The 13,050-nt window shown below is 31.5% G+C and carries 13 protein-coding genes, 1 pseudogene and 1 riboswitch; all 14 genes and pseudogenes read left to right on the forward strand.

Annotated elements, in window-relative coordinates:
- On the forward strand, positions 1-747 hold the full coding sequence (locus tag DW1_RS02605) for a hypothetical protein (protein ID WP_083605483.1): 747 nt from the start codon (positions 1-3) through the stop codon (positions 745-747).
- Complete coding sequence (locus tag DW1_RS02610) at positions 748-1,623, forward strand: ABC transporter ATP-binding protein (protein WP_074349065.1); 876 nt, start codon at positions 748-750, stop codon at positions 1,621-1,623. It abuts the gene before it with no gap.
- Positions 1,624-1,631: 8 nt separating this feature from the next.
- The gene (locus DW1_RS02615) at positions 1,632-2,891 is read left to right on the forward strand and encodes a hypothetical protein (protein WP_074349066.1); all 1,260 of its coding nucleotides are present in this window, start codon (positions 1,632-1,634) and stop codon (positions 2,889-2,891) included.
- A 13-nt stretch (positions 2,892-2,904) separates the two neighbouring features.
- A complete protein-coding gene (locus DW1_RS02620) occupies positions 2,905-4,044 on the forward strand; it encodes a hypothetical protein (protein ID WP_074349067.1) in 1,140 nt (379 codons plus the stop codon).
- A gap of 54 nt (positions 4,045-4,098) precedes the next feature.
- Positions 4,099-4,596, forward strand: a complete 498-nt coding sequence (locus DW1_RS02625; RefSeq protein WP_074349068.1) for a hypothetical protein — start codon at positions 4,099-4,101, stop codon at positions 4,594-4,596.
- A gap of 176 nt (positions 4,597-4,772) precedes the next feature.
- Positions 4,773-4,957, forward strand: a riboswitch (cobalamin riboswitch).
- Positions 4,958-5,131: 174 nt separating this feature from the next.
- Positions 5,132-5,995 (forward strand): annotated as a pseudogene (locus DW1_RS02630) (cobyric acid synthase); the annotation flags it as partial.
- Positions 5,996-6,014: 19 nt separating this feature from the next.
- The gene (gene cbiB / locus DW1_RS02635; RefSeq protein WP_083605484.1) at positions 6,015-6,974 is read left to right on the forward strand and encodes an adenosylcobinamide-phosphate synthase CbiB; all 960 of its coding nucleotides are present in this window, start codon (positions 6,015-6,017) and stop codon (positions 6,972-6,974) included.
- 25 nt (positions 6,975-6,999) lie between these two features.
- Complete coding sequence (gene cobD, locus DW1_RS02640; RefSeq protein WP_074349070.1) at positions 7,000-8,046, forward strand: threonine-phosphate decarboxylase CobD; 1,047 nt, start codon at positions 7,000-7,002, stop codon at positions 8,044-8,046.
- Between the two features lie 18 nt (positions 8,047-8,064).
- Positions 8,065-9,306 carry a helical backbone metal receptor gene (locus DW1_RS02645; protein ID WP_074349071.1) on the forward strand — a complete coding sequence of 414 codons (1,242 nt, stop codon included), beginning with the start codon at positions 8,065-8,067 and terminating at the stop codon, positions 9,304-9,306.
- Positions 9,307-9,330: 24 nt separating this feature from the next.
- The gene (locus DW1_RS02650; protein ID WP_074349072.1) at positions 9,331-10,374 is read left to right on the forward strand and encodes a FecCD family ABC transporter permease; all 1,044 of its coding nucleotides are present in this window, start codon (positions 9,331-9,333) and stop codon (positions 10,372-10,374) included.
- A gap of 9 nt (positions 10,375-10,383) precedes the next feature.
- Positions 10,384-10,944 carry a bifunctional adenosylcobinamide kinase/adenosylcobinamide-phosphate guanylyltransferase gene (cobU, locus tag DW1_RS02655; RefSeq protein WP_074349073.1) on the forward strand — a complete coding sequence of 187 codons (561 nt, stop codon included), beginning with the start codon at positions 10,384-10,386 and terminating at the stop codon, positions 10,942-10,944.
- A 54-nt stretch (positions 10,945-10,998) separates the two neighbouring features.
- Positions 10,999-11,733, forward strand: a complete 735-nt coding sequence (gene cobS, locus DW1_RS02660; protein ID WP_074349074.1) for an adenosylcobinamide-GDP ribazoletransferase — start codon at positions 10,999-11,001, stop codon at positions 11,731-11,733.
- A 40-nt stretch (positions 11,734-11,773) separates the two neighbouring features.
- Positions 11,774-12,283, forward strand: a complete 510-nt coding sequence (locus DW1_RS02665; RefSeq protein ID WP_074349075.1) for an ECF transporter S component — start codon at positions 11,774-11,776, stop codon at positions 12,281-12,283.
- A 10-nt stretch (positions 12,284-12,293) separates the two neighbouring features.
- Entirely contained in the window at positions 12,294-13,037 is a 744-nt protein-coding gene (locus DW1_RS02670) for an AIR synthase related protein (RefSeq protein ID WP_074349076.1), read from the forward strand.
- Positions 13,038-13,050 lie beyond the last annotated feature (13 nt).

The raw sequence follows: 13,050 nt of genomic DNA on the forward strand, positions 1-13,050 counted from the left end.
GTGAAAGTGAATATGCCAAATGAAAAGGAGATAAAGTCTGAAATAGACTTTATTGTAACACAGGGCTTGGGGAAAAGAGAATCGTTTTATTCCTGTTTAAAAAATATGTACAGGCAAATTGGAATTAGATACTTATTTCGTGATGAGCTAGAGATTATATTTACTATATTATTAGTATCTTCTATTCTGTTTTCAGTAATTATAGATAGGAATATATACTTTTCAGAAAATATTAAAGCTATATATGCTTATCTGTTTACAGTATCTCCAATATTATATCTGTCAATGTCTATTTTAAATCTTATAATTGCAAAACAGAATAAAACTTACGAAGTAGAAATGACATGTAAATATAACATATATCAAATATCAGCTTTTAGAATGCTTGTATTTAGTATTATATGTATTTTATTTAACTCTTTCTTTGTATATGCGGCCACTTGTTTTTATGAAGATATAAATTATCTAAAGGCTTTTGTAATTTCAATAGCATCATTATTTTTATTTTCTACAATTTTCTTATTTGCATTAGCTAAAGTTAAAAACAGATCAATAAAGTACTTTATTACATTAGGCTGGATAGGGTTCAATTTAATTCTATTTATTTTAAAAGTAGATTTTTATATTCAGCTACTAAATAAAGTATCTATATATACATGGACTATAGTAGCTATTGGTTCTTTAATTATATATGTAAAAAATCTTAAAACACTTATTGTATTTAGGAATATGGAGGGGATTATATAAATGCTAATAGTGAACAATGTAAGCAAAAGTTATGGTAAGTTTTCAGTTCTAGAAGACATAAACATTGAATTTACAAATGGTGTATATGGTTTATTGGCACCAAATGGAGCAGGTAAGACTACTTTAATTAAGATGTTGACTAGCTTGCTTTTTCCAACTGAAGGACAGATACTCTATAATGGTACAGATATATTTTCCTTAGGAGATGATTATAGGGATATATTAGGTTATTTGCCTCAAGAGTTTGGTTATTATAAAAATTACAGTCCTAGAAAGTTTCTTCAATATTTATCTGCATTGAAAGGGTTAGATAAGAACAATGCAAAAAAGAAAATAGATGAGCTTTTAGAATTAGTTGGTCTAGAAAATGTAAGAGGCAAAAAGATGAAAAAATTCTCAGGAGGGATGATTCAGAGAGTTGGTATAGCTCAAGCCATGCTTAATGACCCTAAAATTCTCATACTAGATGAACCTACAGCTGGACTAGACCCTAAGGAGAGAGTTCGATTTAGAAATCTACTAGCAGAATTGGCTAGGGATAGAATAGTTATTCTTTCTACTCATATTGTTTCTGATATAGAATCAATAGCTAATGAAATTATCATGATAAAAGACAAAAGGGTTTTATATAAAGACAGTTTGAACAATATATGCAAGATTCTTGAAGGTAAAGTTTATGAAACCGAAGTTGCCTTTGACAAAGTTTCAAACTTCAGAAATAAGTACTTTTCTTTATCAGAGAGACAGGAAGGCGATAAGATGAAAATCAGATTTATATCAGAATACAAGTCAGAAGATTTTTGGACTTCTGTAAATCCAAGCATAGAAGATGTATTCTTGTATGTCTATAAAGATGAAGTCATTAAGGAGGAGTAAGCACAATAATGGACATAAAAATAAATGAATTTAAAAAGGTAATAACTTCTCCTGTTATAATAGGACTTTTGGTTTTATTTATAATTTTTAATTCCATTAAAATATTTGAAAATTCATACTTCAAAGACGAGCTAAAAGTATTAAATAAGATAGTGGATAGGGTTGGTTATAAAATAGACGACGAAATGATAAATAGATTTAAAGAATACTATGATGAACAGCTAGAAGAATTAAATAAAATCACAAAAGAAAAAAATTCAAAAGAATATAGTAGTATATCTGAATTTTATGCTGATCATAGGTATGGTATTGAAGAGACTTATGACAAAGAAGAAGTAGAATTTATTAAAGATTTCAGGATAATGGAAGCCTATTACTATAAGATTCAGGAAATAGATGAGTTTTATTCAAGTATTGATATTATGGAAAGAGCTGAAAATGAAATACTCAAATATGGGCTTAGTGGCAAGGCTGCAGATATAGTAAGGAAGCAGTATAAGGCTCTTAATGAAAGATTTCATCAGCTAGTCAGTAATAATGAGCATAAGAATCTATTTTTCATAGGAAAAGCTTATCAAATGCACTCTTTACTATTTAGAAACATATTAAAGACTATTATATTTGAAATAATCATATTAGTAGTTCTTATTACAGCATACTTAGTGAACTACGAATTTGATAACAGTACAGAAAATATAGTCTATTCAACAAAAAAAGGCAGGAATTTAGTTTTAGACAAGCTGCAGATAACCATGGCTTCAAGTATAATAGTAGCCACTATTATTTTGATTACTGGATTAGGTTTATATTTTATAGTTTTCGATTATTCAGGACTTTGGAATGTTCCTATAAGTAGTTATTATAACAGAGACTATAATTTTCCCTACTTGTCCTGGTGGAATATGTCCTTTGTACAGTATTTATTTTTTAGTGTAGGACTTGTTTACTTAATTGCATTGCTTTTTAATGGCATTGCCTTTATAATTGCAAGGTCTATAAAAAATACCTATTTTGCATTCTTTGTCTTTGCAATAATATTTGGACTATTTTTAATTGTTCCAGGGATGGCTCCTAGAGACAGTATTACTATTTTTATAGGAGGCTTTACACCTTTTTTCTTAATTATAAATCCCCATATGTGGTTTATGGAAAGTGGAGCTTTTACAACTTTTAAGTATTATGAATTGGCTACAGTAGCTATATGGTCATTAGCATTATTGGCTCTCGGGGCATTATCAATTAATAGATTTAAAAGACAGGATATATAGTGAGGTGAACAAAGTGGACATTATCTTAAATGAATTAAAAAAGATATTTAATATAAAATCTGTTATTTTACTAGTGTTGATAAATATAGTCATGTATTTTTTATTTATTGAATTTGAAATAACTTATTTTCCAAATGGCAGACCTGCCTTAAATATTTATAATATGTTTGTAGAAATGGAAAGTAGTTATGGTGAATTTATGGATGAAGAGGAATTTGAGGATTTCAAACTAAAATATGAAGAGGCAATAAAAGAAGCAGATGAGTATATTCAGTCTAGAGAAGATTTCAAGAGAGCAGGCATAAATAGTTATGAAGACTTTGCAAATATGGATCATGAAAACGAGGATTTGTATGAGCTTTATCGTGATGTAGTTTTCAAAAAGAAAATAGACGTATTTTGGGAGCTGCCTTGGAGGGAAGAGTATATTAGCTACTATAAAAATAAAGAAGAACTTATGATGGCACAGGCAAAAAATGAAAAACAAGAATTAAGAATTAAAGAAATATTAGAAAAAGACTTAGAGACTTCTGTCTTTAATGATGTTATATTTTATAACTATAATGAATTAATAAAGTCTGTAGCTAAAACTATATTGTTAAGTGTAATGTTTTTGATAACACCAATATACTTAAGAGATAATAAAGACAAAGTAAATTATCTTCAATACACATCTAAAACAGGAAGAAGTATATTTAAAAAGAAGATAATTGCAGGACTATTGGCATCTTTCATATTAGTGACTTTACAGTTTATATGTTTTTTCATAATGTATTCTACAAATAATACATCTATGTTTTTTAACTGTAATATAAATTCCATATACAATACTATTACCTCTTGGTATGACTTAACATTCATTCAATATATAGCTCTTACAGTAATAGGGACTTACATATTAGCTTTTGTATTTACATTGATACCTATGCTGGTTTCAAGTATTAGTAAAAACTACATAACTGCAATAGCTATTCAATTGCCTATAGCCTTATTTGCTTTCACTATACTGTTAAGATATTTGATTCATTATATGACAAATATCTGGTATTCAAAATATTTTACTGGGATACTATATATGATATTAATTTTTATTAGCACTATATCTATAATAATAAGGTGGAAAAGAGAGAAAAAAGCTGATATTCTATATTAGAAAATGGGGTTGCAATTTGTCAAGTTTGGGTGGTAAAAGGAGGTAGATGATACTTTGAGTATAGTGCATTTATTAGCTTATGATTTTTCTTTGCCAGAGATAGATATGAGAGTTTTTAAAGAAAAGATTGCTGGTAAATCAACAATTGGATTTGTACAAGGTTTTTCAGTGTCAAATTGTTATTGGTCAAAGGATGATATAGAAGTATCCAATTTTATTACTGGACAGTATTTGTATGATGTGGATTTAACAGAAGAAGATTCGTGTATAGAGAATTTTAAGAATTACTTGTTTAGATATATGAAGCCTAATAGTGAGATAGAGTTATGGAGTATCTGGCTTGGAGGAGATGATTCAAAACACTATACAATAATGCCAAGATTAAACAATGTGCCTTCAGAAGATGTGTCAATGGTTAATGATGAGATAGGTTATTTTGCTGAACATTATTTCAAACCTGTTAAAAGGGGAATAGAATTATCTTTGCTGAGTAAAAAGGATATTTTATTTGTACTAGAAAATACAGGAGTTTGCCTTATTATTAAGAATTAAAGAGTGCTTGTAGATATGAACTTTTAAGAGGAATTGCAAGATTATTACTTATTAGCATACTAGGTGAAAAATCCTTAAATAAGGGAAATTATATACAACATAAAGAAGTTATCAAAAATGTAACAAGATATTTTATTGACAAAAATTTATTTTTGAAATATACTAAGTTCGATAAGACAATTAAATAGTTTCAGGGTGCTTCTTTAAAAAGGAGTTAAAAGGGAAAGAGGTGTAAATCCTCTACAGCCCCCGCTACTGTAAACAGGGATGAAATCTTCTATAATCCACTAGGAAACTGGGAAGGAGAAGAGAGTAAAGTGAACTGTAAGTCAGGAAACCTGCCATGAAACGAGGTAACAACTGTTCCGGAGGGGAGCATGTGAATTTCATTATATGAACTTAACACATAGGGCGCCCTATGTGTATTTTTTTATGACCTAACCCGATTATTTCGGATGCTTTTATATTCCTCCCCTTTGAAATAGTTTTGTATTTAACTTAACTAGGGGAGGTGATTTTTTTGACAAAAAATATAATGCTTCAAGGAACTGCTTCATCAGTTGGCAAAAGCATATTGACTGCAATATTGTGCAGGATTCTGAAGCAGGATGGATACAGTGTAGCCCCATTTAAATCTCAGAACATGTCTTCAAAGTCAATTTTAATAGAAGATAACAAAGAAATATCCATAGCTCAGGCTATTCAGGCAGAAGCTGCAATGATAGAGCCTAACGAGAGCATGAATCCTATACTATTAAAGCCAATGAGTGATATTGGAAGTTTAGTAGTATTGAATGGATTGCCTTATAAAGTTATGACTGCATCAGAATATCATAAAATGAAGCTAGAGCTTAAGTGGGCAATAAAAGAGGCTTACAATAAACTGGCTCAACGCTTTGACATAATTGTTATTGAAGGTGCTGGCAGCCCTGCTGAAATCAATTTAAGAGATAACGATATTGTAAACATGGGTTTAGCAGAGTTAGTGGATGCTCCAGTAATTCTCATTGGAGACATCGACAGAGGTGGTGTTTTTGCATCTATATATGGAACTCTTATGCTTATGCCAGAAAGAGAAAGAAATAGGGTAAAGGGCTTTATAATAAATAAGTTTAGAGGGGATGTAGAATTATTAAAGCCTGGAATTAAAATGATTGAAGAGCTAGTAGATAAGCCATGTTTTGGAGTAGTTCCTTATATGCAGGTAGATTTAGAAGAGGAAGACAGTCTAATTGTAAAAAATGATTATAAAGAGTGGCAGAATCCCACTATGTCTATGGATATGAAACAAGAAGAGCCTAGCTTGAATCTTCAACGAGAGTATAGAGAACTAAGAAATAGAGAGTTTGAAAGACTTGCACATATAGTTAGAAATAGCATTGATATAGATAAGATTAAAGAAATAATGAGGTTATAAAATGTTAAATAGTATTATCCTAATTACCTCAGTAATTTTAGATTTTATATTAGGAGATCCACCTAATTGGCCACATCCTATAAGGTTTATAGGAATAGTTATAAAAAAGTACGAAAAGGTTGTGAGAAATGTAAAGTGGTTGGATCTAAAAATAGGTGGATTTGTACTAACTGCATCTACAATAGTTACAGTTTTAGCATTGTCTAGTCTTATTTTATACATGGCAGGATTAGTACATCCATTTCTGAGAACAGCTCTAGAAATATACCTTATATACACATTATTAGCTGCAAAATGTCTAGCAGTAGAAGCTATGAAAGTATATAAGGTTTTAGAATCAAATGACATAACTAAAGGAAGACAATTACTTTCCTATCTAGTTGGTAGAGATACTAGTCAGCTAAACAAGGAAGATATAGTAAGAGGTACTGTTGAAACTGTAGCTGAAAACACAATAGATGGGGTGCTTGCTCCACTCTTTTACTTAGGAATAGGCTTTTGTTTTAATATTCCAGTTCAAATTATTCTCTTGTATAAAACAATAAACACCCTAGACTCTATGGTAGGCTATATACAGGAACCTTATACTAAGATAGGCTTTGCATCTGCCAAACTTGATGATATAGCTAACTTTGTACCAGCTAGAATTGGAAGTGTATTTATGGTACTAGCTGGAGCACTACTAGGATATAAGGGCAAGAAGGGAATTCAAATACTAGCAAGAGATAGAAAAAATCACAAAAGCCCAAACTGTGGATATCCAGAATCAGCAGTGGCAGGGTTGTTGGAAGTACAGCTTGGCGGTACAAATATATATTTTGGACAAAGAGTATATAAGCCTACTATAGGAGATGCCCATAAAAGCCTTGAACCAGTACATATAAAAGATACCATAAAGATAATGTATGGTTCAGAGATTATTATGGTGCTCTTTATGATAGTCATATTTAATATTATCTAAACACATAAATAAGGAGAAATTCTTAATGAATAAACACGGTGGATATTATGGAGATGATTATGAAGAAATAGCAGATTTTAGTGTTAATATAAATCCACTAGGAGTACCAGAAAAGCTAATTGAAGCACTTAAAGAAGAACTTGAAAAAATGAAAAGATATCCTGAAATAGATGGCATAAGCGGAAAAGAAGTTTTAGGTCAATACTTAGGAATTCATAGTGAAAACATTATACTTGGAAATGGGGCAACGGAGCTTATTTATTTATATGCTAGGAGCCTAAGGCCAGAAAAGGTACTCATTGTGGAGCCCACATTTAATGAGTATAGTAAAGCTTTTAAAGTTGCTGGGAGCAATATATATAACTACTATACTGATGAAGAAGAGAACTTCAAGATACAAGTTGAAAAGCTTATTTCTAAAATAGACGATATAAATCCAAATGTATTAGTTATCTGTAATCCAAACAATCCAACAGGAGTGTTTACAGATACAGATAAACTGCTCCTTATACTCCATAAGCTTAATGAAATAAATGCATATTTATTTGTAGATGAGTCTTTTATAGATTTTGCTGATAAAGATTCACTCATACCTCTGGTAGAGAAATATAACATATTTATACTTAGATCAATGACTAAGATTTTTGCAGTACCAGGATTAAGAATAGGCTACGGTATAGGGAAAAGGGATACCATATTTCAGTTAAATCAGCTAAAAGAGCCGTGGACAATAAATAGTCTTGCTCTTAGGAGTATACCAGTGCTTCTAGAAGACAGTGATTATTTAAAAAAGACTCAAGGCTGGTATCATGAGGAAAAACAATTTTTATATAATGAATTAAAAAATATACCCAATATCAAGGTAATTGAAAGTGAAACAAACTTTTTTCTAATTAAGCTTTTAAAAGGTGATGCAAATTCCCTAAGGAAGTATTTATTAAATAAGAAAATCTACATTAGAAGCTGTGATGATTTTCAAGGATTATCAAATAAATATATTAGGATAGCTGTGAGAATAAGAAGAGAAAATTCCAAACTCATAAAAGAGCTAAAGCAATATATGAAAGACTAGGAACAGGAGGTTAATACAATGAAAAAAGTATCTAAGTTATTGTTGATTTCAATCTTAATAACTGCTCTATTTTCAAGCTCAGTATTTGCTTCAGCTACTACTTTAAAGATTGATGGTAGTACAAAAACCTTAACTACACAACTAAAGGAAGGAAGGAATTTTGTAGCAGGCAGTAGCTTGAAAAGTCTTGGATTAGACTATGCTTTAAATCAAAACACTGCAATATTAAAGAATAAAGAAGTAGAGTTTAAATTCACATTAAACACAAACAAAGTTAAAGTAAATAATACAGACTTCACACTAGATTCAAAGTCATATAAAAATGGACAAGAAGCATATTTGCCACTTAGATTCATACTTGAAACATTAGGCTATGATGTTACTTGGGATAAAAGCACTAATGGATTAAAAGCTACTAAGCAAAGTAAAATAACATATCCAGTGACAATAGAAAACAATGGGGTTAAATATACAGTATCAAAAGAACCAAGCACTATAGTATCCTTAGCTCCAGATGTGACAGAGACATTATTTGCCATAGGTGCAGGAGACAAAATAAAGGGAAGAACTCAATACTGTAACTATCCGGCAGGGGTTTCAGCTATAAAGAATGTAGGTAGCATGACTGAACCAAGTATAGAAACTATAGTAGACATAAATCCAGAACTTATAATAGCAGCTACTCACTATAAGGAAGAAGTACTTAAAAAGATACAAACAGCTAAGATAGGAATAGTAGCTAAAGATTCACCAAATACATTAGAAGAGATGTATGCAGATATATTGAAATTAGGAGCTATAGTAAACAGAAACTATGAAGCTAGGGCCTTAGCTTCAAGCATGAAGTCAAAGGTAGAGACAGTAAATATGTATACCAATAATATTAAGAATAAACCAACAGCTTATTATGTTGTCGGAACAGGTCAGCATGGAGAATATACAGCAGGCAAGGATACCTTTGTAGCAGAATTAATTAGAGTAGCAGGCGGAATAAATGCAGCAGATGATGTTACAGGCTGGAAGTATAGTTTAGAAAAGCTTATAGATAAAAACCCAGATATTATATTCGGTTCAGAATGGGATATTGATACTATGACTACAAGCCCTAACTATAAAGGATTAAAGGCTATTAAAAACAAAAATTTTAAAGCAGTAAGTGTGGATTTATTTAGCAGACCTTCAGCAAGAGCAACAGATGAAGGACTGAAGCTCTTAGTTGAAATGTTCCATAAAGACATAGCTAAAAAGTTAAGCTTCTAAATACTTTAAGGTATGTGATATTTCATGAGGAAAAATAACAACAGGATAAAGATTTTAATACTATTAGTTATATTAGTTTTTTTAATGCTGTTTTCCATAACCCTTGGTTCAGTAAAGATACCTTTAAATGAAACAGTGAGAATAGTACTTAGCAAGATTAGATATCTAGATTCTATAATTGATATTAGCAATGTTAAAGAATCAAATATATTCATTGTGTTAAGTATAAGGCTTCCTAGGATATTACTTGCTACTTTAGTCGGGAGTGTTTTAGCAGTTGTAGGCAGCTCTTATCAGGCCATATTTAAAAATCCAATGGCTGACCCTTATGTTATGGGTGTATCATCTGGGGCTGCCTTTGGAGCAACCGTTGGGATATTGTTAAAGCTTAATGTAGGTCTCCTTGGTTTTGGTGCTACTTCAATACTAGCCTTTGCTGGTGCATTAATTACTACATTTGTAGTTTATAATTTAGCTAGAATAGGAAATAAAATATCCACTACATCAATACTTCTTGCAGGTATTGTAATGAACGCTATTTTATCTTCTGGAATATCTATAATGATGATATTCAATCATGATGAGCTAGCAAGAATAGTGAATTGGACTATGGGAAGCTTTAATAGTGCTAGCTGGGAGCAAATAGGAGTAATAATCATTCCCATAGCTTTAGGGCTCGTATTTCTAATATCTCTTTCAAGAGAAATGAATGCTATAGTTTTGGGAGAAGAAGATGCTCAGAATATAGGAGTAAATGTAGAGCGAGTTAAGAAAGTCATATTAATTACTGCATCTTTGTTAGCAGCATGTGTTGTATCAGTAAGCGGGATAATAGGCTTTGTTGGTATAATAGTACCACATCTATTTAGGATAATCTTTGGTTCAGACCATAAAGTGATTTTACCTGTATCAGCTATTGGTGGAGGTATATTTCTACTAGTTAGCGATACTCTTGCAAGAACTATAGTGCCTGGAGTTGAAATACCTGTGGGGGTGATTACATCATTATTTGGTGGACCATTTTTCTTGTATCTGTTAAAAAAATCTAAAAGTAGGAAGTTAATATGAGGTGGTTAAATGGCTGAAATTATTGTAATTACAGGTGGAGCTAGAAGTGGTAAAAGCAGCCTAGCAGAGACAAAGGCTAAAGAACTTGGATGCAAGGTAGTGTATATTGCTACTGCCATAGCCTTTGATGAAGGGATGAAAGATAGAATATCTAAGCATAAAGCTTCAAGACCAAATACCTGGACTACTATTGAAATGTATAAGAATTTTAGTGAATTAGAGAAAAATCAAGACTTCATCGAAGCCGACTTGATTCTTCTGGATTGTATGACTTTAATGGTATCTAATATTCTTTTGGATAGTGGTATAGACTTTGACAAATGCTCTATGGATGAAATAGAACTTATAGAAAAGAATATTTTAAATGAAGTAATAGGGCTACTTGAAATAGTTGCTAAACTCGGAAAGAAGCTTATTATAGTAACTAATGAAGTAGGAATGGGATTGGTACCTTCATATAGACTAGGAAACATATTTAGAGATATTGCTGGTAGAGTGAATCAGTATTTGGCAAAGCAAGCTAATGAGGTATACATTACAGTGTCAGGCATCCCTATAAAGATTAAATAGGGACAAGTAAGGACTGAGAGTTTCACAGTATAAAAAAATATAACGAGGTTTATTATGAAAAGCATATTATTGATGATAACCTTTTTTACAAGGATACCAGTAACATATAACTATGAATACAATGAAGAGGATTTTATTAGAGGAATTAAATTTCTCCCCCTTATTGGCTTGATAGTAGGGGCTATCATGTATATTCCTGTATTTCTTCAGAACGTTATTCATGGTCCTATAATAGCCTTATTAACGTGGGTTATTTATATAGGCATAACAGGTGGTCTTCATATAGATGGACTAGCAGATACTTTTGATGGATTATTTAGCAACCGAGATAAAAAAAAGATTCTAGAAATAATGAGGGACAGTAGAATAGGCACTTTTGGGGTTCTAGGAATATTACTCTTGATAATATGGAATCTAGTATTTACAAGTTACATAGACCTAGGGTTCATTATTTTAGTTCCTGTAGTAGGACGGAGCGCAGCTATTTTGTCAGCGTCAATTAGTCAATATGCTAGAGAAGGACAGGGGATGGGAAAAGCATTTGTCGAAAATTGTGGAACAAGTGAAGCGGTTTTGGCAGTTATATCTAGTTATTTACTTGGAATTTTGTTTTTTAAGTTACAGGTTTTAATTGTACTGACTATTACATACTTAGTAGTACTTATATCTACTGAGAACATAAAACAGAAAATTGGCGGAATGACAGGCGACACTATAGGCTTTATAATAGAGTTTTCCCAAGGAATATTTATATTTGTCTTATATTTTTCTAATGTATTGATGTCATGAAAACTTATTTAATATTTTACTAAAAATTGGAGAGGTAATAATGAAGACAACTGAAAATTCTTATAGCAATAATATCATCAGATTAACATATTGTGGAATGCTTATTGGTTTATCAGCAGTTGGAGCTATGATAAAGGTAAGTGGAAGTATTGCATTTGATTCTATGCCAGGATTTTTTGCTGCACTATTTTTAGGACCTGTACAAGGTGCAATAGTAGCAGCACTTGGGCATTTACTTACAGCAGCAACGAGTGGTTTCCCAATGACACTGCCTATGCATATATTTTTAATTATAGAGATGGGGTTAATAGCTTATTTATTTGGAGTTATATATAAGAAAAGAGGAGCAATTGTTTCTTCTGTTGTTGCTATAGTATTAAATGGACCAGTGGGCACTTTAATTGCAGTACCGTTATCAATTATTTTTGGTCTCCCATTCAATGGCTGGCCTCTTTTTAGTACTCTTATCGTGCCTCTTACATTAGCATCAGTAGCTAATGTATTCTTGGCTATGTTAGTTTTTAAAGCACTCAATAAAAGAATGAACTAGGACTGGTATTATGAAGATAAGCAAATTTAGAGATTTAACCTTTATCGATATAAATCAAAATCAAACCATTGTCATAGCCTGTGATTCGTCTGGAGCCATAGGAAACAAAGAAAGGGATTTAGTTCAAGTAGAACCAGAGATCTTAGGGGATTTAACAGCTCAAGTGGCTCTTAAGGAGATATTAGCCATTGGAGCAGAACCTATAACTATAGTTAATACCCTGTCAGTAGAGATGAATGATACGGGAGAAAGAATAATTAAAGGAATTAAGAAGGCTACAGCACCATTAGGTTTACCTGATACTCAAATAATTACAGGGAGCACAGAAGAAAATTTTCCAACATGTCAAACTGGCATGGGAATAACTATAATTGGCATTATAGACAAGAATAATTGGAAGCAACCAAGAGCTGTACTAGGCTCATTAGCTGTAGTAGTTGGAATCCCAAAGGTGGGCTATGAAATACTGGAGGAACAAGGGGATATATTATCTATTCATCATTTATTAGAGCTGAAAAAGAACCCTAGAATATATGAAATTTTACCAGTAGGCTCAAAGGGTATATTTTATGAGCTGAGGGAAATAGCAAGGGCTAATAATCTAACATTCAGTTTAGATGATTATCTAAAAATAGACCTAAATAAGTCAGCAGGACCTGCAACATGTGCCATAATTTCTATAGAAGAAAATGAATACACAAAATTGAAGAATTCTTTTCCGATACCTGTAAATAAAATTGGTAGATTTATATAAAACTTATCTTGAG

It is taken from the genome of Proteiniborus sp. DW1 (assembly GCF_900095305.1).
GTDB lineage: Bacteria > Bacillota > Clostridia > Tissierellales > Proteiniboraceae > Proteiniborus.